Raw genomic sequence first — 26121 nt, 5'->3', positions numbered from 1 at the left:
GGCACTAGCACTCGTGTGCAATCTTGCCTTGAAGCGCTCCCCTCCTGCACAAGGCACAGCCAAAATCTGACCACTCTTGTCCGCTAACGCCTTGCATCAGGGCGCCGCACGCCTCACATTGGCGGCAGCATACGGATTGTGGAATGACCGAAAAAGCCGAACCGGAAATCAATTGGGACGAAACGCGCCCCCAGATCATTAAGCTGGCGCTTGAGCTGGGTCCGCTCGTGGTGTTCTTCATCATGAACGGGCGCGCCGATATTTTCGTCGCCACCGCATGGTTCATGGCGGCCATGGTCATTTCGCTGGCGCTGAGCTGGCTGATCCTCAAGAAGATCGCCGTCATGCCGCTGGTGACCGGCGTCGTGGTGCTGGTCTTTGGCGGCCTGACGCTCTGGCTGCAGGATGACACCTTCATCAAGATCAAGCCTACGATTACCAATACGCTGTTCGCGTCAGTCCTGCTGGGCGGGCTGCTCTTCGGCCAGTCACTGCTGAAATATGTCTTTGGCGATGTCTATAAGCTCAAGCCGGAAGGCTGGTGGAAGCTGACCCTTAACTGGGGCTTGTTCTTCGTTGCCCTTGCCGTGCTCAACGAAGTGGTCTGGCGCAGCTTCTCGACCGATTTCTGGGTCGCCTTCAAGGTCTGGGGCATCATGCCGCTGACGGTGATCTTTTCGATGACCCAGCTGCCGCTGCTGAACAAATATGCGCCACCGGCGGAACAGAAAACCGTCCCGCCGGTGATTGTTGAAAGCTAGCCAAACAGGCCGATGACCACGCCCTGGACCAGCAGCACGCCGAGCATATAGCCGCCATCGATCAGGGTCAGGGGCCAGGGCTTCATCTGGTAGCGGTGGTTGACGATCATCGACGTGATCACAAAGCCCAGCCACATATAGAAGCCGATCAGCAGGCCATTGCCCACATTGGTCGCCCCGGCGAGCACCGGGATCAGGACGGCCAGGAAATAGGCCATCACCAGCTGGCAGAGCGCGCTGATGATGAAGGGCGTCGGGTCGGGTTTCTCGACATCTTCCTTGCGCATGCCGGCGGCAGCCATCCACTGCTTGGCAAGGCCCATATACCAGGCGGCGCCCAGAGCCATGCTGGCCACCGTAGCCAATACGATGGCAAGCCAATTCACACTCAAACTCAGCATTTCATCCCCCTCGCGTTAAATGCGCCCAGAGAGGGTAATCCCTGCGGACACTAACGAACAAGGGCTTTGCACCCCTGCGGAACGTGCCCGCCCTGCGAGCATAGCTCTTCCGGCCTTGTAACCTCCGGCCGCGCCACTGGCGCGCCCGGCCCTACGGGACATGCCCGCCCTGCGAGCATAGCTCTACGGGCCTTGTAACCTCCGGTCGCGCCACTGGCGCGCCCGGCCCTGCGGGACGGTTACAAGCCACCCATTTTGCAGATGAGGTGCCATTCCGCGTCGCTGACCTTGGAGACGGACAGGCGCGACAGCTTGACCAGCTCGATATCGGCCAATTCCGGCGTGGCCTTGATTTCGGCCAGGCTCACCGGGCGTGGAAAGGGCTTGACCGATTGCACGTCGACGCACTCCCAAACCACCTCGCCCTTGGCGTTGAGGTCGGCTGTGCTGTCAGGATGGGCGGGCGCCACGATCTTCATGATACCCACGACGTCCTTGCCGATATTGGAGTGATAGAAGAAAGCCTGATCGCCCACCTTCATCTCCCGCATATTGTTACGCGCCGCGTAATTGCGCACGCCGTGCCATTCCTCGGCCTCGCCCTTTGCGGTCTCTGCCACCAGATCATCGAAAGAGAAGACGTCCGGCTCGGACTTCATCAGCCAGTAGGCCATGAGATCAGAACTCCACGCCGGTGGTATTGATGGCAATGCGCCAGCGCTTGACCTCATAACTGGCAAACACGCCCGCCGACACAAAGGGATCGGCAGCGGCCATCGCTTCGGCCTCGGCCAGATCGGCGGCCTCGAACACCACGATCGAGCCTTCTGGTTGCTCTTCGGCATCGAGCAGGGCCCCGGCAAAGACCAGCTTCTTGCCCAGCGAATTGAGATGATCCAGATGCACCGGGCGCGTATCGAGCCGCTTCTGCAGCGCCCCCGGGGCATCCTTGGCGATCATGGCATAGAGCATCTTCAGACTTCCCTTTTCAGTGGCCGGGCCATCAGGCCCGCAACAATTGTGGCGATGTCGGCCCGGCCGGCGACCACCGCATCAACCGCATCGATGAGCGGCGCCTCGATATCAAGACTCCGGGCCAGCGCCGCCGCGACCGGCGTGGTGGCCACGCCCTCGGCCAGGCTGGCGCCGCCCGCCAGAATATCCTGGGTGCTGCGCCCGGCGCCCAGCGCCATGCCGAACTGGTAATTTCGCGACTGCACCGAGGTGCAGGTCAGGGTCAGATCGCCCAGTCCCGCTAGTCCGGTCAGCGTATGCGCCGAACCGCCCATGGCGGTGACGATCCTGGCCATCTCGGCGTAGGCGCGCGCCATCAGCGCCGAACGGGCGGAAAAGCCGAGGCCCGCCCCTTCCACCGCGCCGCAGGCCAGCGCATAGACGTTCTTGAGCGCCCCAGCGACCTCCACCCCGATCCGATCATCGGCGGCATAGGGCCGGAAACTGGGGCCCGCCAGCGCAGCCGCGAGATCCGAGGTATCGCTGGCATCGTCTCCCGCCAGGGTGACCGCCGTCGGCCGGCCGGCCGCCAGGTCCGCAGCAAAGCTGGGGCCCGAAAGAACGTAGGGAATAGCCTCGGGCGCCATATCGAGGAGAATTTCGCTTTGCCGCGCCAGTGTCCCGGTTTCCAGCCCCTTGGCCGAGAGCACGACTGGTCGGCCGGCAAGCAAGTCCGGGTCCAATCCGGCCAACAGGGTGCGTGTCGACTGCGCCGGAACCGCCAGAATAACGATGTCGGCAGGCTCCAGCCGGTCCACGGCCACCAATTCGGGCAGCAGGACCTGCCCTGGCAAGGCCGTGGCATTGATATGCTCGGCATTGATTTTGGCGGCCTTCTCAGGCGTCCGCACGACCAGCCGGGTCCGGCGTCCGGCCATGGTGGCGGCCTGAGCAAGAGCCGTTCCCCAGGCGCCCCCGCCAATCACTGCCACGCTATTGAGCTGCATTGCCATCCACCCTCATGCCCGGCGTATCGAGCGGCCAGCGCGGCCGCGCCTCCACCTCCAGCCCATCCGTCGCGCCCAGCACAAACCGTTCCGCGCCGGCCCACGCCACCATCGCGCCATTGTCGGTACAGAGCGCAACCGGTGGCACCACCAGGCGCGCGCCCATATCCGAGGTCACGGCCTCGAGCGCTGCGGCGATCGCGCGATTGGCCGCGACGCCGCCGGCGACCACCAATTGCGGTTCCGCCTCGGGCAATTCAGTTCGGAAGCGTTCGAGCGCCTGGCGCGACCGCACCGCCACGATCTCGGTCACCGCGGCCTGAAAGCTGGCGGCGATATCGGCCACGTCCTGATCGCTGAGGGGAGCCAGCGCCTCGGCCTGCAGTCGCACCGCCGTCTTGAGGCCAGAGAAGGAGAAATCCAGCCGCTGTTCGCGCAGGAGCGGTCGCGGAAATTTGAACCGTCCGGCATCGCCCATGGCTGCAATGCGTTCCACCGCCGGTCCGCCCGGATGGCCCAGGCTCAAAAGCTTGGCGACTTTGTCGAACGCCTCTCCCAGAGCATCGTCGATGGTGCCGCCCCAGCGCTCATACGCCCCGACGCCGCGAACCAGCACGAACTGGCTGTGGCCGCCAGAGACCAGCAGCATCAGATAGGGGAATTGCACGCCATCGGTCAGCCGCGCTGTCAGCGCATGGCCCTCAAGATGATTGACCGCGATCAGGGGTTTGCCGAGCGAAGCAGCCAGCGCTTTGGCGGTCGTCAAGCCCACCAGCACGCCGCCGATCAGGCCCGGTCCGGCGGTGGCGGCAATGGCATCGAGCTCGGCAAGATCAATACCGGCCTCATCGACGGCCTGGCGGATGATGTGATCGAGCCATTCCACATGGGCCCGCGCCGCCAGCTCGGGCACGACACCCCCGAAGGCGGCATGTTCATCCAGCTGGGATCGCACCACATTGGAACGAATAAGGCCTTGCCCCGATTGATCTCGTACAACCACCGCCGCGGCGGTTTCGTCGCAGCTGGTTTCGATACCCAGAATGGTGGCTTGCGCTTGCCCGGTCACGACGAACTGGTCTACTCCAAATCGGAGCCTATCGCGTACACTAGGACTGCCTGATTATGCAATCGCCCGCACTTTTTGCCCGGATCGGAACACGCGGCAGTCCCCTGGCCCTGGCTCAGGCAAGATTGGTGCGCGAGCTGCTGTGCCGTGCCCATGGCGTGGCCGAAGAGCGGATCGAGATCGAGGTTTTTTCGACCGGCGGCGACCGCAGCCAGAAGGACAACACCACCCTGTCCGATATTGGCGGCAAGGGGGTGTTCACCAAGGAAATCGACGAAGCGCTGCTTGCCGGCCGCATCGACATCGGCGTGCATTCCAGCAAGGATGTCGCCACCGGCCTGCCGCCGGGCATGGTGCTGGCCGCTTTTCTTGAACGTGAAGACGTGCGCGACGCGTTTCTTTCTGTAACGGTGAAGGGCATCGACAATTTGCCCGAAGGGGCGCGCTTCGGCACCTCCTCCATTCGCCGCGCCGCCCAGGCCCTGCGCCTGCGCCCAGACCTGCGCATTGTGCCCTTCCGCGGCAATGTGCACACCCGCCTGCAAAAGCTGCTCGACGGGGTCGCCGATGCGACGCTTCTGGCCATGGCCGGCCTCAACCGGCTCGGCGAGGGCCATCGCGCCACCGCGATACTGGACCCCGATGCCTTCATGCCGGCGCCCGCCCAGGGCGCCATCGGCCTCGCCATTCGCGATGGGGACACGCGCCTTGCCGAGATCGTAGCGCCCCTCGACCATGCGGCAACGCACACCGCCATCACCGCTGAACGGACGATGCTGGCCATTCTGGACGGCTCCTGCCGGACCCCTGTCGGGGCCCTCACGGCCCTCACCAATGGGCAGCTCTCGCTCAAGGGCGAAATTCTCAGCCTGGACGGGCAAACCAGCTTCCGGGCCACCGCCCAGGGCAGCGACCCGGTTGCCCTGGGGAAAGCGGTGGGCCGCGACCTTTTGAACCAGGCAGGGCCAGACTGGCTCAAGCAATGGGCCGGCTGATGCGCATGCTGATCACCCGACCCGAGCCGGATGCCCAGGCCACCAGGGAAAGGCTGGCGGCCCTGGAGATCGATGCCGACATCGCTCCATTGATGAGCCGGCAGACAATCCAGGCCCATCTGCCCCCGCCGCAGGGCTTTGCGGCTTTGGCGCTCACCAGCACCAATGCCCTGCGATCCCTGGCTGACTTGGCGCCGCTCGACCCCTTGCTGGAAAAGCCCGTCTTCGCAGTGGGGGACCGCACTGCCCATGAGGCGCGCCAACTGGGATTTTCCGTCGTCAGGGCAGCCGATGGTACGCTTGACTCCCTGGCCACAACCATCGCCTTGGCGCGGCTGGAGGGGCCGGTTTTCTATCCGGCAGGCAAACATCTGAGCGGCGATCTTGCCCACGCGCTGGCGCCCTATGGGCTGATGGTGGTGACCGTGCCAGTCTATGAGATGGTCGCCGAGGCCGCCCTGCCGGAGCCCATCAGCCGCGCATTGGCCGAGGGCCGCTACGGCGCCATCCTGTTCTATTCCCGCCGAACCGCCGAGATCTTCTGCGCGCTGGGCACCCCGGCCATCGCTCCAGACAGGCGGCGTAAGCTGCCCGTGTTGTGTCTTTCGGAAAAAGTCGCCGAGCCGCTGCTCGAACATCACTTCAGCCGCGTTCTCCTGGCAGACCATCCGAGCGAAGATGCCATGATGGCGCTGGCACTGGCTTTTGTACGCGAGCAAACTGCGCCATGATTGCGGGAACAACAAGGATGGGCCATGGCTGATTCAACCGGCAAGCAACCGCCTGAAACCGACCCCAAACCGGCTGAAAAGCCGGCCGAAAAGTCCGGTGCTCTCAAGCCGCCCGTGCTGGAGGGAACGGCAAAGCCGGCCGCTGGATCCAAGCCGGGAGCGGAAACGAACGCATCCACGGCTGCCCGCAAGCCGGAAAAACCCGCTTCCGGCTCATCTGCGCCACGATCGACGACTCCGGCAGAAGAAAGTGGAAGCGGTACCGGCACCGCCTGGCTGGCCGGGCTTCTGGGTGGCGTACTCGGACTTGGTGCCGCCTATGGCCTGGCCTGGTACGGGCTTTGGCCAGCCCCGCAACAGGCGCCCGCGCCTGCCGACCCGCGCCTCAGCCAGTTAGCGACGGCCATTCCCGAACTGGAAACGGTGACAAGCACCGTTCAGGACGAGCTTTCCACTCTGACCGGCCGCGTCAGTACCCTCGAATCGTCGCTGGCAGATCTGCCTTCGGGCTCGATTGACACCAGCAACTTGGCGAGCGCAGACGAACTGGCCGCGCTTGCGGCACGGCTGGATGAAATGTCCAGCCAGCCCGCGGCTTCTCCAGCCGCGGCTGAGAGCCTTGCGGCGATCGAAAGTGAACTGGCCGCCCTGCGCGCCAGTGCGGCCCAGACCAGCACCGAGCTGGCCGAAGCCCGCCAGGAAATCGCCAGCTTGACCCAGAGCGCCAATGATGAGGCTGGAAATGACCTCGCCATTGCCCGGCTACCGCTGATCTTTTCCGCACTCGAAAGCGCCTTTGAAGGCGGTCGTCCTTACGAGACTGAACTGGCGGCCCTGCGGCAGGCCCAGCCCGAGCTTGTCGTGCCTGAAGCTATCGCCGGCCCCGCCGCGACCGGCCTACCCAGACCTGAGGCCGTCGAATCGCGGCTGGACGCCGCGCTGCCCGGCATGCTGGCCGGCCGGCCGGCCGATTCGGATGCCAGCTGGCAGGATGCAGGCGTCGATTGGTTCCGCGGCCTGGTTGCAATGCGGCCCACCGGCGTGGTGGAGGGGAATAGTCCCGATGCCATCGTGGCCCGGCTCGAAGCGGCAGTATCAGCCCGCGACTTTGCAGCCGCGGCTGCGGAGCTGAACGCCCTGCCCGCGCCCATGCGCGCGGCTGCAGGCGAGGTGGCCGACGACATTGCTCGCCTGGCCGCCGCCGAGAACTTCCTCGCCCAGTTGCGCCAACGCGCCCTCGTCGGGGAGAACGGCGCATGATTCGTCTCGCATCCTGGATCATCGGCAGCCTGGTCATTGCCGGCATCGCCGCCTGGATCATCGCCCTGCCCGGCACGCTGACCCTTGAACTGGCTGGCTACCGGATGCAGCCGCGCCTCGGCACCGCCGTCGTTATCCTGCTGGTGGCCGCAGCGATGATTATCGCCCTCTGGGCCATCACCCGCCGCGCCATTGGCGCCCCGCGGGCCATGGCACGGCGCCGGGCGGCGCGGCGCCGCGAACAGGGGGTCGAAGCCCTTTCGGACGCCGTCATCGCGCTTCAGGCCGGCGACCCGGCCCGCGCCAGGATTATGGCTCGTGAAGCACAGGCGCGCTTGCCCGACAATGGCGCCGCCAAGCTGCTCGAGGCCCGCGCCGACCTGGCGCTGGGCGACATGCCGGCGGCCCGCGAGCACTACAGGGCGCTGATCGCCAGCGAGAAAACCGCCGTGGCCGCCCTCACGGGGCTCTATGACCAGGCCCGCGCCCAGAACCGGCCCGATGCTGCCCTGACCTTTGCGCGCAAGACGCTGTCGCTGGCCCCCGAAACTGCCTGGGCTGGTGAAGCGGTGTTCGATGACCTTGCCCGGCGGGGCCAATGGGCAGAGGCGGTGGGCATGGTCAATGCCGAGCCCGCTTCGACGCGCGTGGAGAAGGCCCGCAAGCGCCGCCGCCAGGCCGTTATCGAAACGGCACGCGCGCGCGAAAGCGAGGTCAGCGAACCCAATAATGCGCTGGAGCATGCCCTGACGGCGCTCAAGCTGCTGCCCGACTTCGTGCCCGCCGCGCTGATCGCCGCCCGCATCTATTCCAATCGTGGTGAAGCCCGCCGCGCCCAGAGCCTGCTGCGCCGCATCTGGCGCGCCACCGGCCACCCGGACGTCGCCTTGCTCTATGCACATGCCCAGCCCGGCGCCTCGGCGGTCGACCGGCTCAAGCGGATGGGCGAAATCATCGAAATGCCGCCCCCGCACCGGGCTGCCGGCATGGCCATGGCCCGCGCTGCCATTGACGCCTATGACTGGCCCCGGGCCCGCCAGGCGCTGGCACCCTTCGCCGATGGCAGCGCCACCCAGGGCGTTTGCAGCCTCATGGCGGAGATCGAAGAGGGCCAGAACGGCGATCAGGGCAAGGCTCGCGAGTGGCTGGCCCGGGCGATGCGCGCACCGCGCGATCCGGCCTGGACTGCCGATGGCATTGTCAGCGATGAATGGGAGCCCGTGTCCCCGGTCACGGGGCGTCTGGACGCCTTCGAGTGGAAGGTACCCGTCGCCAGCAATGCGCGCCCACAAGTGGCTGCTCAGGCCCGTCCCGAGGCGAACCCGGTCGCCCTGTCCAGCGAACCACCCTTGCCCCTTGCGCCGGCCGAAAACGCCCAGTAAAAGACCCGCCATCCGCTGGGGCACAAACCCCCGATGGCAACGCCGCAGTAGCTCAGTTGGTAGAGCACGTCATTCGTAATGATGGGGTCGGGGGTTCGAGTCCCTTCTGCGGCACCACTTCCTCAAACAACGTTTGAAAGCCGCTCGAGCCGCTGCGCCAATCGGGCCGTTGGCCGGATGATAGGAACCGCGTGGCCACCCGGGGCGAAGAATGCCTCCCGTTCTTCAGGCGTAGAGTCGAAGAACGGATAGCGGGAAATGACGCGCGGATACATGACCGGGATGAACGAGCCATAGAGGCAGACCGGGAAGGTCAGTTCCCCCCAATAGCCAATGCCCGCCAGCTGCGTCGAACCAAAGACACGCCGGTAGAAGGCGGCATGTTCGGGCCGCACTGACGAAATGCAGTAGGTGGCCTTGAAGTGCTCGCAGGCCATGACGGCGGCGCGCAGCGTGAGATAGGGCAAAGCCGGAAAGGCCAGCGACGCGTCGTGATCGGCCGTGAACCGGCTCGGATCGATATAGCTGCCGCCCTTGGCCAGGATATCACCCAAAACATCGGGCCAGATGGCCGCGCTCGGCGAGGTCGGGTTTTCCGGTGTCGCAATATGCAGGCGAACCGAGCTGACCAGAATGTCGTCGATATAGACGCCGAAACAATAGCAATTGTCGGCGTCGTCATAGGCGTCGCGGGTAATGCCCTGGGAATTGATGGGAATGAAGTCTTCGCGCCGATAGGCCTCGTAACGCAACCGATAGACCGGATCAAACTGCTCATCCGCCGACACGCGGCGATAATGTACGCGGTCCAGAAGATCGATCAAACTCGTGGCAAAACGCGAGGTTGACCCCGCCGCCGTATCCATTGCCGCACTCATCTACCAAACCGTTTGCAGGTGTCTGGCGTGAGCTTAACCTTTTGTTAGGGATTTCCGCATTCGGAAAAATCACAATGCTGCGGCCACTTGAGCGCGATTCATCACCAAAAACATTTGGTTATCAAAACGTTAACGGAAGTTAACCATGTTTACGATTCGCCGGGGCCAGCGGCACACCCTTGCCGTTCAGCCTGCCGATCAGCTCGGCAATATCCCGCGCGGGCAAGGGGCGACTGAAGAAATAGCCCTGAACCTGCTGGATGCCGGTGTGGTCGAGCATGGCATTGAGCTGTTCCTCGGTTTCGACGCCCTCCGCCACCACCACCAGATCCAAATCCCGGCCCAGCCGCGCCACATTGGACAGCAGGCTCATGGCCCGCGCATCACTGGCAATGTCCTGCACGAAGGACCGGTCGATCTTGAGCTTGGCGAAGGGCAGTGCGCTGAGGTAGCTCAGCGAGGAATATCCGGTGCCGAAATCATCCAGGGCGATGACAATGCCGCGTTCGGACAGGTTCTGCAGCACGCTTTGGGCGAGTTCGCGCTCTTCGATCACAGCCGTCTCGGTGACCTCAAGCTCAAGCCGATGTGCCGGGAGATTGGCGGCCGCCAGGGCCTCGTCCACCAGGGCTGGCAGGTCCAGGCCACGGAAGTCCCGTGCCGACACATTGACGGCCACGCCGATATCGCCGGCCCACTGGCTGCATTGGGCCACCGCATTGCGCACCACAAAGGCCGTGATGTCGGAGATCATCCCCATTTCCTCGGCCAGCGGAATGAAGGTCGCCGGGGCGATGGGACCAAGCTCGGGATGCGTCCAGCGCGCCAGCGCCTCGCAGGAGACGACCCGACGCGTGGTGATGTCGAGCAGGGGCTGGAACACCAGTGTCAACTCGCCGGCCGCCACCGCCTCGCGAAGATCGGTCTTGAGACGCTGGCGGTAGTGATAGTCGATGTCCATCTGCGCATGGAAGAACTGGCTGCGCCCTTTGCCTTCGCCCTTGGCCGCATAAAGCGCCAAATCAGCCTTGGTCATCAGTTCATCCAGATCGTCCTGGCTGGCCAGGCTGGTCACCACGCCAATGCTGACCTTGGCCGATAGATGGTGGCCATCAAGCACGAAGGGTTGCTGGAAGGCATCCAGCACACGCTGCACATCGGCACGGGTCTGCTCGGCATCATGCCCAGACAATGCGATGAATTCGTCGCCGCCCAGGCGCGCCAGCGTCGTTCCCTCGGGCAGGGTCTCACGCAGGCGGTTCGCCGTCTGGCGCAAAAGCTTGTCGCCGATCACATGGCCGAAGCTGTCATTGACGTGCTTGAACTCGTCAATGTCAAAGATCATCAAGGCGCTGGACGTGCCCGATGCGGCGCGGACTTCGAGGTCCTCATGCGCCAGTTCGCCGAAATAGTTGCGGTTGGGCAGGTTGGTCAGCGTGTCATGGCGGGCCATATAGCTGATGCGTTCCTCGGCCTCGACGCGCTCGCTGATATCTTCGAACAGCAGGACGCTGCGCTTGCCGCGCGAGCTGATGGTGACTTCGTAGTACCGCCCGGGGCTGAGCGAGAGCAGCACCTTGCCCGAGGCGCGGCGGGAGATCATGCTGCCGAGCTGTTCAATGGCGGTACGCGGCACACGGTTTGTGGCCCCCAAGGCGGCCAGCACCGAGCCGAATGGCTGGTTGGCAAGCTGGCGGATTCCCAGCATGGCAAAGACACTGCTGGCCCGCTCATTGGCAACGGTGACCAGGCCGTTCTCGTCGAGCATGCACAGGCCATGCTCCAGCGTCGTTATGGCGATATCCAGTTCCGCAGCAAGGCGCGAGGCCTCCTCGCGTCCATGCACGGCCGCCAGCAGGATCGCCCGGATATCGCCGGCCAGCTTGCGGAAACTGACCAGCATGACCGCCAGCATCGCCGCAAGGACGATATGGTTGAGATCGCCCAGCAGCACATAGCCGATCGAAAGTGGAATGATGACCAGGCTGGTCTGAATGGTCACGAGCCGGTCAAGACCGAAATTGCGGGCCACAATGCCCACGGTGACGGCGATGGTGATGGACGCGCTGGAAAGCTCGGCAAACGGATCGCGCACGAAACCCATCGAAATCAGGCACCAGAGCCCATAGGTCAGCGCCAGCGGTCCACCGGTCCAAACGGCCCGGGTCTCCCAGCGCTCTGCCGCGACGACATCGTCATTGGCAATCGAGGCGCGCCAGAAGGCACGCGTGTTCGCATCGCGGATGAACCCGATCACCAGGAAGGCGGCGGTGATGACATAAAGGGCGGCGGACTGGGTGCTGTAGGCCGCCAGGCCGGAGGTCGTGGCGGTGGCAAAGACGCCGCCAAGCATCGCCGCACGGTCGCCGTAGACCGAGCGCACAATGGACACATAGTCCAAGGCCGGCATTGTCCTTCTGGCTGAGTTCAGCACGGAAATTTCCCTATGACTACGCCATTTGGGGGGGCGAGGCCTTAACAAGCCCTTGCTGGAAGGATTTTCCGTCGCCGCGATTTGGACTGCAGGCTGAATGACAGGTTAATATTTGCAGGGTCTGGGCAGTTCCCCTGCGGAGCGGTCCTCAACGTCCAAGCGTTTCCCCGGCAAGCCAACCCCACGGAGGCTCTCATGATCGATAAACTCTCCCCTCAAGCCCGGGAGGCAGCTTTGGCCACGCTCGGCCAGTGGGCCTATGAACCGGCGCAGGATGCAATTGCCCGCGAATTCAAGTTCAAGGATTTTTCCGAAGCCTTCGCCTTCATGGCCCGGGTGGCGCTGTTGGCCGAAAAGGCCGGGCACCATCCCGACTGGTCCAATGTCTACAACAAGGTGTCCATTCACCTGACGACCCACGACGCCGGCGGGTTGAGCGAAAAAGACATTGAGCTCGCCAGGAGGATTGACGCGCTGGCGTCCTAGCAGTGCCCTAAGTGCGGCTTGGGCACGGGGCGCGGCAGGACAGCGTCAAACGGCTCCCTAATGGAAATTGCGGCCTTTGGGCATAGCCGAATAGGCGCGCCGGCGCGCCATGTCCTCTTCGCGGATGGCCTGGCGATCACGGCTCTGGCTGCCCGGCGGACCCGATTTGCCCTCGTCTGCGCGTGCCACGATCCTGTCGCCAAAGTCCTTGCCATGCGAGAGATCGAGCAGGTGTGGGGTCAGGTCTTCCATATCCTGGGCGATGACATGAATGACGCCCTGCTCGGATTGCACCTTGCCGCGCACAGCCAGCATGCGGCTTGAGAGCAAAATCTTGCGCAGGCGGTCATCTGCAAACAGCTTTGGCCAGACCACGACATTGGCCACGCCCGTCTCGTCTTCGAGTGTCGCGAAGATCACCCCGCTGGCCGTACCGGGTCGCTGGCGGACCAATACTAGGCCCGCGACCTCGACCACGATGTCATTGGCCACCCCGGCCAGATTGGCGGCGCGCGTCGTCCCGCGAGCCATCAGCATGGGTCTGAGAAATTCGACCGGGTGTCCCTTGAGCGAGAGCGAGAGGGTCGCATAATCGTGGATGACCTCTTCCCCCGGCGCCATCAATGGCAGGCCGGCCTGCTCCTCCTGAGGCGGCGCCACCGCTGGCTCGGCCGCAAATAGCGGCAGGGTTTCGGCCCCATAGGTACCTACCAGACCCTTTACGGCCCAAAGCGCCTCGCGCCGGTTGAGGCCCAGAGAGGCAAAGGCGTCGGCCCGCGCCAGTTTTTCGAGGCTGGCAACGGGAACGCCGGTGCGCAGCCACAGGTCGCGCACCGAACTATAGCCATCCCGGCGCCGCTCCACGATGCGCGCCGCATCCTTCTCGGCCAGGCCCTCGACCTGCCGCAGTCCCAGGCGCAGCGCCTTGCGGGTCCAGATATGCTCCGTCATGGCAGCGTGACGCGGCCAGATATGAGCGCCAATGTCCCAGCCATCCTCTTCGAGGCTGCTGTCATAGCTTGAGCAATTGATGTCGGCAGGGCGGATTTCAACGCCATGCTCGGTCGCATCACGCACCAGCTGGCTGGGCGCATAAAACCCCATGGGCTGGGAATTGAGCAAAGCGCAGACAAAGACATCGGGATAATGGCATTTGAGCCAGCAGGAGGCATAGACCAGTAGGGCAAAGCTGGCGGCATGGCTTTCCGGAAAGCCATATTCGGCAAAGCCCTGGATCTGGGCGAAGCTCTGCTTGGCAAATTCGGGCGTATAGCCATTGCCGATCATGCCGCCGATGAAGTCATCGGCAAATTGGGCCAGTTTGCCGGTGCGTTGCCAGGCCGCCATGGCCCGGCGCAACTGATCGGCCTTGCCGGGCGAAAAGCCGGCCCCGACAATGGCGATCTGCATCGCCTGTTCCTGAAACAGCGGCACGCCAAGCGTGCGGTGCAGCACCGCTTCGAGTTCGGGGCTAGGATAGTCGACCTTGTCGATGCCCTGCCGGCGCCGGAGATAGGGATGGACCATATTGCCCTGGATCGGGCCGGGCCGGACAATGGCCACCTCGATCACCAGATCGTAGAACACTTCTGGCCGCAACCGCGGCAGCATCGACATCTGCGCCCGGCTTTCGATCTGGAATACGCCGATCGTGTCGGCGCGGTGGGTCATCTCGTAAACCGGCCTTGCCCTTTCGGGAAAAACGAATTCTTCGTTCTGCAGCTCGGCGAGCTTCACCTTGTGCCCATAATGCTCATCCATCAGCTCGAAAGCGCGCCGCAAACAGGTCAGCATCCCGAGAGCGAGGATATCGACCTTTAGGATTTTGAGCGCGTCGATATCGTCCTTGTTCCACTCGATAATGGTGCGGCTGTCCATGGCCGACTTGCTGATCGGCACCAGGCTTTCCAGGCTATCGCGGGTGATGACGAAGCCGCCTACATGCTGGGACAGGTGCCGCGGAAAGCCGCGCAACACCTTGACCACCTCGAACATCTGCGCCAGCATCGGGTCATCGGGATTGAGCCCGAGGCCCGCAACGCTTTTCAGATCAACGCCCGACCCCCAGCCCCAATGGAGCTGATTGAAGGCATTGATCATGTCTTCGGAGAGCCCGAAAACCTTGGCGGTTTCGCGAATGGCGCTTTTGGAACGATAGGTGATGACATTGGCGGTGAGCCCGGTCCGCCGGCCACCATATTTCTGATAGACATATTGCATCACCTCTTCGCGCCGCTCATGCTCGAAATCGACATCGATATCCGGCGGCTCGTCGCGTTCGGTGGAGATGAAGCGGCCAAAGACCAGATTGGCCTTGCGCGGATCGACTTCGGTAATTTCCAGGCAATAGCAGACGGTCGAATTGGCCGCCGAGCCGCGCCCCTGGCACAGAATGCCTTTCTCGTGGCGGGCAAATTGCACGATATCGTGCACGGTCAGAAAATAGGCGGCATAGCCCTTCTCATCGATCAGCTTCAGCTCGTCCCGGATCTGGTTTTCGGTGCCTGGGGGAAACCCTTCCGGAAATCTTTTGGCCGCGCCCGCCCAGGTCAGCCGCTCCAGCGTCTCTTGCGCGGTTTCGCCATTGCCAATGGTTTCCTCGGGATAGTTGTATTCGAGCTGGTCGAGCGAAAAGCCGATGCGGGCGATGAAATCCTGCGTCTGGGCAATGGCATCGGGATGTTCGGCAAAAAGCCGGGCCATTTCCGCCGGTGCCTTGAGGTGCCTTTCGGCATTGACCGATAGGGCCAGCCCGGCCTCATCCAGGGTCAGATGCTCGCGGATGCAGGTGACCACGTCGAGCACCATATGCCGGTCAGGCTCATGATAGGCCACGTCATTGCTGGCAATCATCCGGGCACCATGCCGCCGGGCCAGGCTGTCGACACGATTGAGACGCGCCCGGTCCTGGCCGTCGAAGCGCACCACGCCCGCCACCCACACCCTGCCAGGCGCCTGGGCGGCCAGCCGTTCCAGCGTGCTTTCCGTCACCCCCCAGTCGCGCTCGTCCGGCACGAGGATAAAGAGCTGCCCCTGAGCGAAATTTTCGTGCGGCCCGTATTCCTGCGCAAAGGCCGGATCACTGTCCCCGAAAAGATCGTCGAAGCGGATATCGGGATTGCCCTTGTCGCCGCGCTTGTTGCCGATGGTGAGGAGTTTGCACAATCGCCCATAGGCCGCCCGGTCGGTCGGATAGGCGATGATATCGGGCGTTCCATCAGAAAAACACAGCCGCACCCCAACCAGATAGCGGAAACCGGGGCTGACGTCTTTGTTGTCCCGCGCGGTAACATAGCCCCGGACGATGCCGGCAAAGCTGTTGCGATCACACAGTCCCAGCGCGCTCATGCCCATATGCATGGCGCTGGCCACCAGCTCTTCGGGATGCGAGCCCGAACGCAGGAAGGAGAAATTGCTGGTGATGATCAATTCGGCAAAGCCGGGCGCTGCCACACGCGCCCTCGGCGATGCCGGCCTTTGGGGCTGGAGCGCAACAATCTGGCTCATGGAAATATCCCGTGCAGATACCAGACGGGATGAATCGAACCGCCATACAGCCCCTGGCGAAACACCCAGAAGCGATGTCCGGCGCCATCCTCGACCACATAGTAATCGCGCATGCCGCTCATCGGATCAAAGGGCGGCAGATCGGGCATATAGGGCGATGGCTTGGGCTTTTCGCCCGGCTCGTCCGATCTGGCATGTGCGGCTGGCACCAGCTCCAGCCGCTTGCCGCTGCGCCACCATTCGGCGCTGATCCGCTCGGGCCCGGCGGCCTTGATCAGGCGGTATTGCTGCCGCCGCCAGATCATCGAGGCCGGTAAACCATCGGGCACTTCGGCATTGATGGCGACAGGCTCGGGTTGCGGCAGAAGGCGCAAGGGCCGGTGACGGTCGCTGGACAGGCCAATGTCCTGGGGCTGATGCACCAGTGCCGGCACCAGGCGCGCGGCCTGTTCCGGAATATGGCTGGCCATCAGCTCGGTCTTCAAGACGCTCAGCGTACCCAGGCGGCTGGCCAGGCGGTCCGTCAACTGCTCGATATCCCTGGCCCCCGTATCGGTTTCGAACACTCCGGTCTGGCCGGGATCGAGCCGGTCAAGCGAAGCTGCGGCCAGACGCACCAGATCTATGCCGAAACCCGGGTCATAATTTTCCTGCTCCAGCCGTTGGGCGCGGTGCCGGAACAGGCTCGCGATATGCTCTGCATCGCGTGTCAGCCGGGCAGCATTGAGCGAAAGGGTCATGACCTTGTGATCGACCCGATAAAGAAACAGATGGAAGGTCTGGGCCCCCAAACCCTGGACTTCCAGCCTCCGCGCCAGCTTTTGCGCCAGGCCCTCTGTCGTTAACAGCACATCCTCAAGGGTGGAGATGGGCTCAAAGAATTTGCGGTCGACGAAATGCTCCGCCGGCGGCAGGCGCGGCGTCATCCGTTCTTCAATATGACCATAGGCCTGATCGAGGCGCAGGATCAGTGAGGCGCCAAACCGCGCCAGCAGCGGCTTGCGCGGCCGCGTCCGCAATTCGCCAATGGTCTTTAACCCCATCTGGGCCAGAAGACTGATCTGGCTCTCCTCAAGCCGCAGGGCCGCCACCGGCAGGCCATCCATGGTCTCCACCAGTTGTTCAGTGGAGATAATGGCGCTCTTTGCAGAGTGGCTGACGGCCCAAGCCGCACCAATGGTCGGGGCAATGGCACCGGATACGGTATAGTTCAGGGTCTGCAGGCGGCTCAGGACCATATCCAGCATGGCCGCCTCCCCGCCAAAGAGATGGGCAACCCCGGTAATGTCGAGGATGAGATCGCCAAAAGGGGTCTTGTCCTGCAGCACCGTGACCAAGGGGCTGGCATTGGAATGCCAATCGGCAAATGCGGCAAAGGCCGAGGCGAGACGCGCGCTATCCTGTTCCATCACGGTCAGGCTGGGTACCATGGCCCGGGCGTCAGCGAGAGCCTGGCCGAGACGCAACCCCTCCCGGTCGGCGTCCGGATCGAGGGCCACAAGCCGTAACCCGCCCTTGATCTTTTCATAAAGAACCAGGGGCGCCTTGAGGTCGGGATCAACCCGCTTGAGATATTGGGTTGGCCAGTAAGGCAGATGCAGACAGAGAAACCGGCGTTCCAGATGGAGACTGGGCTGCAATGCCAATCCAGTTTGGGAGGGATTTGAACGCATTTCCTGTCCACTCCAATATCCATTCGCTCTTGTGCTGGCCGGCATTGCCCTTTTCGAGTTTGAGGCTCCAACGGGCGGCGCCAGGCGCCCGGTCGTCAAAGGCCTTCCGCCCTGACCGCTGCGGCATCAGATGCCAGCGCAGATGCGCCGCGCTGGCCTGCCGTTCGGTGCCATAGCGCAAGAGAAAAAGGGATGTGCCGCTTTCAACCGTGCGCAGGCTCAACCGCCGGCTGATGGTGAAGTCGAGAGCCTCGGGTGCCCCACCGATGTCCGCCACGATGCCGGCGACCGCCCGGCAGGCCAGCGCTTCTTCGGCCACCCAGAACAGGTCCTGCATATCGGCGGCGCGCACGAGGACCAGCTGGGCCGGGTCGAAGCCGAAGCTGGACAGCCCCGGTCCATAAGGCAGGCCGAAGAACTGCGCATCCTTATCCAGCTGCAGATAGAGCACGGCCAGGCGCCTCGGGGTCAGCAGGGCCTTGGCCTGGCCCAGCGCAAAGGCCAGACTCGTCCCGCCATTGCGGACAGCATCGGTAAAAACCTCCTGCAACAGGCCACCGGGCAGGCGAGGAAAGCCCTCCCCATCGGCTCCGAACGGACGCGCCTGCATCCCGGCCAGCGCCGGTTTGCGCTCAATATCGGCAATGATATCCCGCAGCGCGGCAAGGCGCTGTTGGCGGCTCTGAGTCTGCATGGTGCGAATGGTCTATACGAACAAAACAAGAACATTTAGACTCCGAATCTCGCCGGAGTCGAGTCCCTTTTGCGCAGCCCGGTGTGGCGGGACTGCATCAAAACGGTCAAGACCGCGTGAGAGTGGCACGAACCCCATTGAGCCTCTGCCACTTATGACTAAGTCTCGGCCCGTCCGCCTCCCGGCGCGCAGCAACCCGACAAACCCTTGACCCCGAGGAAGGCTGATCGCCATGTTCGAGGCCCTGACCCGATTGTTTTCAAAGCCCGAAGCCCCGCCCGATCTGCACGATCCGAAGCTGGCCGTCGCCGCGCTCCTCGTGCATCTGGCTGCGGTCGATGGCGCCATGCAGGACGAAGAGCGCCGGGCCATTCGCGGGGCCCTGATGGATCATTATGATCTGGATGAACCCGCCGTCGACAGGCTCGTGCGCGAAGCCCAGAAGCGCGATGCCGAGGCGGTGGATTTCTACAAATTCACCAGCGGCTTGACCCAGCTGGAGATGGATGACCGCATCGAGATCATCCGCATGATGTGGACCGTGGTCTTCGCCGACCGGCAAAACCATGAGCTGGAAGACAATATGGTCTGGCGCATTGCCGAGCTGATCGGCGTCTCGAGCCGCGACCGTACCATATTGCGCAACCAGATTCGCGGCAAAGCTGCCGAGGAATCGGAAGAAACCTAATAGGCCTCGAAGGCGCCGATGATCTCGACCTCATCATTGGCGCAATCGAAATCCCCTGCTTTATCAGCCGCTTGGCGGGCCAGCTCATTGGCATTGGCGTTGGCGCGGGCATCGACATAGGCGATATGGCAGCTATTGCCCTGGGCAATCTGGGTCACCACCAGCACCTGGCCGAAATCCTCCCCGGTTTTCGGGTGGGCGGTGTAATAGCGCACGATAGTAGCGATGGGGAACCAGCGTCCCAGCGCGTTGGAGAGCCGCCATTCGAGCTTGTCGCCAAGCCGGTTGAAGGGGGGAAGGGTCTGGAAGCCCACGCTGTTCTCCCGCGGCTCGAACCCATAGCTTAGCGAGAACCGCAGGTCTCCTTCCTCGACTAGCAAGGGGTAGCCCTTATAGCCCGGGCAGGACCAGGACACCCCGAAATCATCGGCCTCGAGCACCAGGCACTCATCCAGATCGAGATCGGTATAGGCACTGGTGAAGCCGGACTGGGCCATTGCTGCCGATGGCGCCAAGGCCAGCAGCAGGACACACTTTGCTAGCACATTGTTAACCTTTGCCATCACGACCAGCCTCTTTACGCTAAACCGGTGTCAAACACCGATGATCCAGATCAATATGCTCCCCAGATGACCATGCCAGAATGCTGCACACAAGGAGATCGAACCCATGTTCAAGTCTATCCTGGTCGCTACCGACGGTTCTGACCTCGCCAACAAGGCGCTTGAGGTCGCGCTGGAAACCGCCCGTCTCAATGGCGCCAGCCTCACCATTCTGACGGCCACCGATCCGGTCAGCACCGGCATCGGCTCGGGCGGGTTTGGCACCATCGATGCCGGCCCCATCGTGGCGCGCCTGGAAGAAGCCTATGCCAGCGAGGCGGCCGACCTGCTCGCCGCCGCCCGCCACAAGGCCCAGGAGGCCGGCATCACCGCGCAGACCCTGCACCTGCCGCGCCATCGCCCCGCCGACGGCATCATCGAAACTGCCGCCGAACGCAAATGCGACCTGATTGTCATGGGATCGCATGGGCGGCGGGGGCTGGGCCGCCTGTTGCTGGGCAGCCAGGCCGCCGAAGTGCTGGCCCGCGCGCCCGTTCCGGTGCTGATCATCAAGTAATTCCGGCCGCCGCATGGCTGCTGCGGCGGATTTGGACCTTGCCTTCGGGAGCCATTGTGGGCAGAACCTGCCCCCGGACCCCCTCCCGAACGGTGAAGATGAACGAACTATGAATATCGACGCGATCCCCACCGGCAAGAACCCGCCCGACGAGCTCAACGTCATCATTGAAGTGCCGCTGGGCGGCGAGCCGATCAAATATGAGATCGACAAGGATAGCGGGGCGCTCTTCGTCGACCGCTTCCTCTATACGCCCATGCGCTATCCAGGCAATTACGGCTTCGTGCCCCATACGCTGTGCGGCGACGGCGACCCGCTCGACGTCATCGTCATGAACTCGCGCCCGCTGGTGCCCGGCGCCGTGGTGCGCAGCCGGCCCGTCGGCGTGCTGTTCATGGAAGATGATGGCGGCCAGGACGAGAAGATCATCGCCGTGCCGGTTTCCAAGCTCACCCGCATGTATGACAGCATCGCCGATATCGGTGACCTGCCCGAGATCCAGCTTGAGCGCGTCAAGCACTTCTTCACTCACTACAAGGATCTCGAGCCCGGCAAATGGGCCCGCATCGACCGCATCGGCGGCCTGGACGAGGCCCGCAAGGTGATCCTCGATTCCATCGAACTGGCCAAGAAGGGCTGATCGAAACAACAAGAAGGCGGCCTCCGGGCCGCCTTTCCTTTTAGGGCCGCTCGCTCTGCCTGCGCAGCGCCGCCACCTCCTCGCGCAGCGCCCGGATCTCGGCCAGCAACAGTGCCGAATCCTCATGCAGCGTCTGCCGGTCCGAGGCCGCGCTGGCCTCGGTTTCCTCCTGCATGGCCGAGACGATGACGCCGATGAAGAGGTTCAGCACGGCGTAGGTGGACAAGAGGATGAAGGGCACGAAGAACAGCCAGGCATAGGGGAAGACCGCCATGACCGGGCGGACAATGCCCATGGACCAGCTTTCCAGCGTCATCACCTGGAACAGGGTATAGAGCGAAGCGCCCAAATGCCCAAACCAGTCGGGGAAGGCGTCACCGAAGAGGTTGGTCGCCATGACCGCCGCCACATAGAACAGCATGGCCATCAGCACCACGATCGAGCTCATGCCCGGCAGCGCTGCGATCAGCCCGCCCACCACGCGCCGCAGCGCCGGCATGACCGATACCAGCCGCAGCACACGCAGGATGCGCAGGGCGCGCAGCACCTGAAACGGCCCGGCCGCCGGTACCAGCGCAATGGCCACCACGGCAAAATCGAACAGGCTCCAGGGATCGCGGAAGAAGCGCGGGCCGAAAGCGAAGATTCTCAGTGCGATCTCGACGACGAAAATGCCCAGAATGACCGCGTCGAGCGCCTGCAACACCGGCCCATAGGCGGCCATGATGCCCGGCTCGGTCTCGAGCCCGAGAATGATGGAATTGACCACGATGACGGCAATGATCGTCTGTTCCCAGCGGCGGGACGACAGAAGCGCGACAAGGGACTGGCGCATCGCGTAAGGACCTCTCAAAAATATCGGACAGCCAGTAGCCAAGCGCCCGGATTCGTCAAGCACCGCCCGCCTTGGGCCGCCTCGCCAAGGAGATGATGCGATCATGACCCTGCCCACGCCCTATGACGGGTCGTCACCGCTGTTTCGCATCGGCACGAAACCGCTCGACCCGGCGAATTGGCTGCAGCCGGATGCGGCCATGGCCAGCCAGCTGGCTGAAAAGGCCCGGCTGATTGCCCGGCGGCCCGGCGACGTCTTTGCCGAACTGCCAGAGAGCCGCCCGGCACAGGCCGAATTGCTGGCGGAGCTGATCAAGCATCTCCCCAACCATTTCCCGGAATTATGGCGCCATAGCAGCGCCGGAATGCGCGTCGTTCCGATCGGCGAAACGGTTCCGCTCGACGGTGTCGGCAGCCCGCTGCTGACGGCATCACGGCTCGTACAGGACGATCTGCTTATTCTCCAGCGCGCGCCAGAAGGATGGCGGCTGACCGCCGGCAGCCTCTCTTTCCCTTCCTCCTGGGTGCTGGGCGAGAAACTGGGCAAGGTGCTGACCGAGATTCATGCCCCCGTGCCCGGCTTTGGCCCCGGCACGCGGCAGGCCGAGGTGATGGCGCGCATGTTCGACGCCATGCGCCCCGAAACCCCGATGATCCGCTGGAACTTCTCGCTCTATGGCGATGATCGGCTGTTTCACCCCGATATATCGGGGCCGGAAGAGCGGCGCTTTGGAGAGGGCGAGCGGGCAGACCCGGTGTTTTTGCGGGTTGAACGGCAGACGCTGCGCAAGCTGCCCGAGACCGGCGCCATTGCCTTCACCATCCGGATGTCCATCGACCCACTGGAGCGGCTGGAAGCGCACGGAGATGGGGCCAGGATTGCCGCATCGCTGATCGAACAGATCACCGCGCTGACGCCCGAACAGCTCGACTACAAGGGGCTGACGCGGGAAAGGGAACGGGTGGTGGAGCGGTTGAGGGAAATTGCAGGTTGAGCTGGCCCACAATAAGGGGCGCGCTCGATATGGCACCCTCCCCCTTGCGGGGAGGGTTGGGGAGGGGGACCGGCAACCCGATTTCCATCGCAGCCCACCAGCGCGTGGGCACCCCCACCCGTCCTCCCCCGTCAAGGGGGAGGTGTCGCATCGCGTTCCCGCCCTCGCCCTTCGAGGCCGCTGCGCGGCACCTCAGGATGAGGGCTGACGAGATGCTGGCGTTTCGGAAGCCCTCTTGGTGAGGAGAGGAGCGAAGCGCAGCCTCGAACCACGAGGGCAACCAGCCCCCTACTCCGCCTTCTTGGCGTAAACCTGCACCACATTGCCCTTGGGCGTCACATCGCAGCGGACCAGCTCCAGCCGCGTGGTCGGGTCGCCCGGCTCGAACAGATGCCTTCCCTCGCCCGCGACCACCGGATGGGTGATCAGCGACAGCTCGTCCATCAGCCCGGCAAAAAGCAGCTGCCGCACCAGCGAAATCCCGCCCATGGCCGCGATTTCGCCGCCCGGCTGCCCCTTCAGCTGGCGGACAAAGTCCACCACATCACCCTCGATCAGCGAAGAATTGGACCATTGCGCCATATCGGCCTGAGTCAGCGTGTTCGAGGCCACATATTTCGGCACGTCATTGATGAAGGCGGCAAAATCCAGGTCCTGTTCGGCCTTGGGCCAATAGCCCGCCCATTCCGACCAGCCCACCCGGCCCATGAGCACAGTGTCGACTCGCTCCTGCACCCCGGTCAGCATCTCCCCGAGCTGATCTTCAAAGCTGTCGAACTGGAACTTGAACGGGTCCTCGACCACCCCATCAACGGAATGAAAAAGCCCGGCTGTCACTTTACGCATCTTTTGTCTCCCAAGGTCCGGGCCGCATCATGCCGCCCGTTTCGCTGAGGCGACGATGGAGGGTGGAAGGGTTCGACATTTTTGTATTGGTTGTTTTCTAGCGACGAGGCTATCGATGAGCCAGGGCACGCTTTGGCGTCACGACCTTTTCAACCGTGCCAACCCAACCCACCGAACGTCACCCTCGGGCTTGACCCGAGGGCGTTGCACTTCACCTAGCGATATCCTCCCAAAGGTCACGCCACTCGGGGTTATGCTCCTCGATCAGCGCCTCTTTCCAACCCCTGTACCAGCGCTTGAGCGACGTCTCGCGCTGGATGGCCATACCGATCTCACCGAACCCCTCAAAATAGACGAGCCGCTTGATGTTGTGGGTCTTGGTATGACCGGAGATCAGACCCTCGCGATGCTCATGGACACGACGCACAAGGTTATTGGTGACGCCGATATAAGTGCGCCCGCGCCGCATATCGGCAAGGATGTAAACAAAGCCGCCCATACCGGCATCTTGAAGTACAGAACCCTCGGGTCAAGCCCGAGGGTGACGGCCGGTGGGGCACTGGTATCTCGAGGTATCAGTTTGGCCCAATCGACCAGTCGTCCCAAAGTATCCCGTTGCTAAACCGCCTGCGGAGAATCTGAGACTTCACCTCATCACTATAGGAGGAAATTGGCCACGGTCGGGTATTACCTGCACCGTTTCCCCACAGTCCAGCAAATCTGTAGTAATCTGCTATAGTTCGAAGAGACGGGTCATCCCATGCTAGAAGTCGCGTTAACGTAGCAATTAGTGAACCGATAGGCCGGTACTCGGCCTTTTGGCCATCGGTATCGGATGAACTGCATATATATCCGGTTAAGGGTCCCACATCCGCACCGAATATTCTCTTGAAAATGTCACGATTGGATTCGGGCTGCCAATTGGAATCATAGCAACTCGTGTAATGCCTGGCCCAAAACGCGAGGTCAGAGACACAAATCAGATCGGGTTCCCAAGTCGGGTGATCTCCATTCGTGGCCGCTTCGTACAAGGCATTGCTAACATTCTCAATCGGCCTGGACTTATCCCTTTTCCAGCTATGCGAATGCGCCAACACTCCATAGATGAGCGGCGACGTGAGCTCTTCTCTGGGACTCCCTTTTCGCTTGGTCGAAAGACGCTTAAATTCTTGCGACCGGGTGTAGGCGGAAGCAACATGTTTGGCGTTCAAAGTGGTTTTGCATTCAAATGCAGCGGCCACACCATCGGCCAACCAGACGCGTTTCTCAGTCAGTTTTTTCGGATAGAACGGCTTCAAGACCAGAACATCCACCTGCGGCGAAAGCTCTCCCTTGGCACTAATCAAGCGGCCTTTCGTGAATACCTGATAGTTCGGTGGGAGCCACTCTCGAAGAAACGCGGCCCAATTTTCTTCCCCCTCGTCCCCGGCTGTTCCCGGGTCTTCACTGGCTCGCCGATATATTCGCAAGTACTCAGCGGACATCTCGTCCGTGACTTGGGCCATAAATTCATGAAGGTCGTGAGTTTTTTCGGTCACCAGAACACCACCATTGGTGAAGCCCGGAGCTTTCGCTCCGGGCCTTCTTCAGTCCAGACGACGTCTGGTCACATCCCCATATGCGCCAGCACCGCGAGCAGCAGCAGCGCCACGATATTGGTGATCTTGATCATCGGGTTGACGGCAGGGCCCGCCGTGTCCTTGTAGGGGTCGCCGACGGTGTCGCCGGTGACCGAGGCCTTGTGCGCGTCGCCGCCCTTGTGGTGGGTGACGCCGTGGCTGTCGGTAAAGCCGTCCTCAAAACTCTTCTTGGCATTGTCCCAGGCGCCGCCGCCCGCCGTCATCGAGATGGCGACGAAGAGACCGGTGACGATGACACCCATGAGCATGGCGCCAACCGCCGAGAAGCCGGCCGCGGGGCCCGCGATCCAGAGGATCACGAAGAACACGACGATCGGCGAAAGCACCGGCAAGAGGCTCGGCACGATCATTTCCTTGATCGCCGCCTTGGTCAGCATGTCGACGGCCCGGCCATAATCGGGCTTGTCGGTGCCCGCCATGATGCCCGGCTTTTCCTTGAACTGGCGGCGCACTTCCACCACCACGGACTGGGCCGCGCGCCCGACGGCGGTCATGCTCATGCCACCAAAGAGGAACGGCAAGAGGCCGCCGAACAACAGCCCGACCACGACATAAGGATCGGCCAGCGAGAACGACAGGCTACCCATGCCCTGGAAAATGGCCGGAGCATCTTCAAGACCCGCAAAGTAGATCAGGTCCTGCGTATAGGCGGCGAACAGCACCAGGGCCCCCAAGCCGGCCGAACCGATGGCATAGCCCTTGGTGACCGCCTTGGTGGTATTGCCCACCGCATCGAGCGCGTCGGTATTCTGGCGCACTTCCTTGTCGAGACCGGCCATCTCGGCAATGCCACCGGCATTGTCGGTAACCGGGCCGAAAGCGTCGAGCGCCACGATGATACCGGCCAGCGCCAGCATGGTCGCCACCGCCACCGCAATGCCGAAGAGCCCGGCCAGCGAATAGGTGACGATGATGCCGGCAATGATGGTGATGGCCGGCAGGGCCGTGGATTCCAGCGATACGGCCAGACCCTGGATGACATTGGTGCCATGACCGGTGACCGAGGCCTCGGCAATCGAATTGACCGGGCGGCGGTTGGTGCCGGTGTAATATTCGGTGATGACGATGATCAGCCCGGTAATGACCAGGCCCACCACGCCGCACCAGAACAGGCTCCAGGGGGTGAA

At 63.0% G+C, this 26121-nt stretch carries 26 protein-coding genes and 1 tRNA gene; 11 read left to right on the top strand and 16 right to left on the bottom strand.

Going from position 1 to position 26121, the window contains the following annotated elements:
- The first annotated feature begins 143 nt into the window (after nt 1-143).
- Nucleotides 144-761 (top strand): septation protein A, encoded by a 618-nt coding sequence (locus QZ564_RS12940; protein ID WP_297110473.1) that lies wholly within the window; start codon nt 144-146, stop codon nt 759-761.
- Here QZ564_RS12940 and QZ564_RS12935 read toward each other — a convergent pair.
- The 5 genes from QZ564_RS12935 to tsaD all read right to left on the bottom strand — a co-directional run bounded on the left by QZ564_RS12935 (nt 758) and on the right by tsaD (nt 4168).
- Nucleotides 758-1147 carry a DUF1761 domain-containing protein gene (locus QZ564_RS12935; protein WP_297110470.1) on the bottom strand — a complete coding sequence of 130 codons (390 nt, stop codon included), beginning with the start codon at nt 1145-1147 and terminating at the stop codon, nt 758-760. The genes QZ564_RS12940 and QZ564_RS12935 overlap by 4 nt on opposite strands.
- 254 nt (nt 1148-1401) lie before the next feature.
- Nucleotides 1402-1836: an EVE domain-containing protein gene (locus QZ564_RS12930; protein WP_297110467.1), complete on the bottom strand. Its 435-nt coding sequence runs from the start codon at nt 1834-1836 to the stop codon at nt 1402-1404.
- Between the two features lie 4 nt (nt 1837-1840).
- Nucleotides 1841-2134, bottom strand: coding sequence for a YciI family protein (locus QZ564_RS12925; RefSeq protein ID WP_297110464.1), 294 nt, complete (start codon nt 2132-2134; stop codon nt 1841-1843).
- A 2-nt stretch (nt 2135-2136) separates the two neighbouring features.
- Nucleotides 2137-3123, bottom strand: a complete 987-nt coding sequence (locus tag QZ564_RS12920) for an NAD(P)H-dependent glycerol-3-phosphate dehydrogenase (protein ID WP_363312135.1) — start codon at nt 3121-3123, stop codon at nt 2137-2139.
- Nucleotides 3110-4168 (bottom strand): tRNA (adenosine(37)-N6)-threonylcarbamoyltransferase complex transferase subunit TsaD, encoded by a 1059-nt coding sequence (gene tsaD / locus QZ564_RS12915; RefSeq protein ID WP_297110495.1) that lies wholly within the window; start codon nt 4166-4168, stop codon nt 3110-3112. Before tsaD ends, QZ564_RS12920 begins: the two co-directional genes overlap by 14 nt.
- Nucleotides 4169-4248: 80 nt before the next feature.
- Between tsaD and hemC the strand changes: the two genes are divergently transcribed.
- The 5 genes from hemC to QZ564_RS12890 all read left to right on the top strand — a co-directional run bounded on the left by hemC (nt 4249) and on the right by QZ564_RS12890 (nt 8677).
- Entirely contained in the window at nt 4249-5187 is a 939-nt protein-coding gene (gene hemC, locus QZ564_RS12910; protein ID WP_297110457.1) for a hydroxymethylbilane synthase, read from the top strand.
- A complete protein-coding gene (locus QZ564_RS12905) occupies nt 5187-5918 on the top strand; it encodes a uroporphyrinogen-III synthase (protein WP_297110454.1) in 732 nt (243 codons plus the stop codon). The genes hemC and QZ564_RS12905 overlap by 1 nt, the downstream gene beginning before the upstream one ends.
- Nucleotides 5919-5942: 24 nt before the next feature.
- On the top strand, nt 5943-7178 hold the full coding sequence (locus QZ564_RS12900; protein WP_297110451.1) for a hypothetical protein: 1236 nt from the start codon (nt 5943-5945) through the stop codon (nt 7176-7178).
- Nucleotides 7175-8560 carry a heme biosynthesis HemY N-terminal domain-containing protein gene (locus QZ564_RS12895; protein ID WP_297110448.1) on the top strand — a complete coding sequence of 462 codons (1386 nt, stop codon included), beginning with the start codon at nt 7175-7177 and terminating at the stop codon, nt 8558-8560. The genes QZ564_RS12900 and QZ564_RS12895 overlap by 4 nt, the downstream gene beginning before the upstream one ends.
- Before the next feature lie 41 nt (nt 8561-8601).
- Nucleotides 8602-8677: transfer RNA gene (locus tag QZ564_RS12890), tRNA-Thr, on the top strand.
- Nucleotides 8678-8682: 5 nt separating this feature from the next.
- Here the strand turns inward: QZ564_RS12890 and QZ564_RS12885 are convergent.
- The gene (locus QZ564_RS12885) at nt 8683-9426 is read right to left on the bottom strand and encodes an acyl-homoserine-lactone synthase (RefSeq protein WP_297110445.1); all 744 of its coding nucleotides are present in this window, start codon (nt 9424-9426) and stop codon (nt 8683-8685) included.
- 151 nt (nt 9427-9577) lie between these two features.
- Nucleotides 9578-11848: an EAL domain-containing protein gene (locus QZ564_RS12880; RefSeq protein ID WP_297110441.1), complete on the bottom strand. Its 2271-nt coding sequence runs from the start codon at nt 11846-11848 to the stop codon at nt 9578-9580.
- Between the two features lie 219 nt (nt 11849-12067).
- Between QZ564_RS12880 and QZ564_RS12875 the strand changes: the two genes are divergently transcribed.
- Nucleotides 12068-12358 carry a 4a-hydroxytetrahydrobiopterin dehydratase gene (locus tag QZ564_RS12875; RefSeq protein ID WP_297110438.1) on the top strand — a complete coding sequence of 97 codons (291 nt, stop codon included), beginning with the start codon at nt 12068-12070 and terminating at the stop codon, nt 12356-12358.
- Between the two features lie 57 nt (nt 12359-12415).
- Here the strand turns inward: QZ564_RS12875 and QZ564_RS12870 are convergent, their stop codons facing one another.
- The 3 genes from QZ564_RS12870 to QZ564_RS12860 are packed head-to-tail and all read right to left on the bottom strand — an operon-like array spanning nt 12416 to nt 18232.
- Nucleotides 12416-15865, bottom strand: a complete 3450-nt coding sequence (locus tag QZ564_RS12870) for an error-prone DNA polymerase (RefSeq protein WP_297110435.1) — start codon at nt 15863-15865, stop codon at nt 12416-12418.
- Nucleotides 15862-17505: a DNA polymerase Y family protein gene (locus QZ564_RS12865; RefSeq protein WP_297110432.1), complete on the bottom strand. Its 1644-nt coding sequence runs from the start codon at nt 17503-17505 to the stop codon at nt 15862-15864. Before QZ564_RS12865 ends, QZ564_RS12870 begins: the two co-directional genes overlap by 4 nt.
- Nucleotides 17423-18232, bottom strand: a complete 810-nt coding sequence (locus QZ564_RS12860; protein ID WP_297110429.1) for a hypothetical protein — start codon at nt 18230-18232, stop codon at nt 17423-17425. The genes QZ564_RS12865 and QZ564_RS12860 overlap by 83 nt, the downstream gene beginning before the upstream one ends.
- A gap of 232 nt (nt 18233-18464) precedes the next feature.
- On the opposite strand from QZ564_RS12860, the gene QZ564_RS12855 reads away from it, so the two are divergent.
- Nucleotides 18465-18920, top strand: a complete 456-nt coding sequence (locus tag QZ564_RS12855) for a TerB family tellurite resistance protein (RefSeq protein WP_297110426.1) — start codon at nt 18465-18467, stop codon at nt 18918-18920.
- Here the strand turns inward: QZ564_RS12855 and QZ564_RS12850 are convergent.
- Entirely contained in the window at nt 18917-19483 is a 567-nt protein-coding gene (locus QZ564_RS12850) for a hypothetical protein (protein ID WP_297110423.1), read from the bottom strand. The two genes, QZ564_RS12855 and QZ564_RS12850, sit on opposite strands and share 4 nt — an antisense overlap.
- A 106-nt stretch (nt 19484-19589) precedes the next feature.
- Here QZ564_RS12850 and QZ564_RS12845 point away from each other — a divergent pair, with 106 nt between their 5' ends.
- Nucleotides 19590-20039, top strand: a complete 450-nt coding sequence (locus tag QZ564_RS12845; protein ID WP_297110420.1) for a universal stress protein — start codon at nt 19590-19592, stop codon at nt 20037-20039.
- Between the two features lie 109 nt (nt 20040-20148).
- On the top strand, nt 20149-20679 hold the full coding sequence (gene ppa, locus QZ564_RS12840; RefSeq protein ID WP_297110417.1) for an inorganic diphosphatase: 531 nt from the start codon (nt 20149-20151) through the stop codon (nt 20677-20679).
- A 40-nt stretch (nt 20680-20719) separates the two neighbouring features.
- On the opposite strand, the gene QZ564_RS12835 is transcribed toward ppa, so the two are convergent.
- Nucleotides 20720-21514 carry an ion transporter gene (locus tag QZ564_RS12835; protein WP_297110414.1) on the bottom strand — a complete coding sequence of 265 codons (795 nt, stop codon included), beginning with the start codon at nt 21512-21514 and terminating at the stop codon, nt 20720-20722.
- A 103-nt stretch (nt 21515-21617) separates the two neighbouring features.
- Here QZ564_RS12835 and QZ564_RS12830 point away from each other — a divergent pair, with 103 nt between their 5' ends.
- A complete protein-coding gene (locus QZ564_RS12830; RefSeq protein ID WP_297110410.1) occupies nt 21618-22508 on the top strand; it encodes a DUF3445 domain-containing protein in 891 nt (296 codons plus the stop codon).
- Nucleotides 22509-22796: 288 nt separating this feature from the next.
- Here QZ564_RS12830 and QZ564_RS12825 read toward each other — a convergent pair whose 3' ends face one another.
- From QZ564_RS12825 to QZ564_RS12810, 4 genes are all read right to left on the bottom strand, one after another.
- Nucleotides 22797-23354, bottom strand: coding sequence for a dihydrofolate reductase family protein (locus QZ564_RS12825; protein ID WP_297110407.1), 558 nt, complete (start codon nt 23352-23354; stop codon nt 22797-22799).
- A gap of 211 nt (nt 23355-23565) precedes the next feature.
- Nucleotides 23566-23853, bottom strand: a complete 288-nt coding sequence (locus QZ564_RS12820; RefSeq protein ID WP_297110404.1) for a GIY-YIG nuclease family protein — start codon at nt 23851-23853, stop codon at nt 23566-23568.
- A 76-nt stretch (nt 23854-23929) separates the two neighbouring features.
- Nucleotides 23930-24892 (bottom strand): DUF6602 domain-containing protein, encoded by a 963-nt coding sequence (locus QZ564_RS12815; protein WP_297110402.1) that lies wholly within the window; start codon nt 24890-24892, stop codon nt 23930-23932.
- 68 nt (nt 24893-24960) lie between these two features.
- Nucleotides 24961-26121 (bottom strand): sodium/proton-translocating pyrophosphatase (locus QZ564_RS12810; RefSeq protein WP_297110399.1); only part of this gene is annotated, 1161 nt, incomplete at its 5' end.

This window comes from uncultured Devosia sp. (assembly GCF_913055165.1).
Classification (GTDB): domain Bacteria; phylum Pseudomonadota; class Alphaproteobacteria; order Rhizobiales; family Devosiaceae; genus Devosia.
Note: the sequence above shows the minus strand (reverse complement) of the source record. Positions and strands in the feature narration are given on the sequence as shown.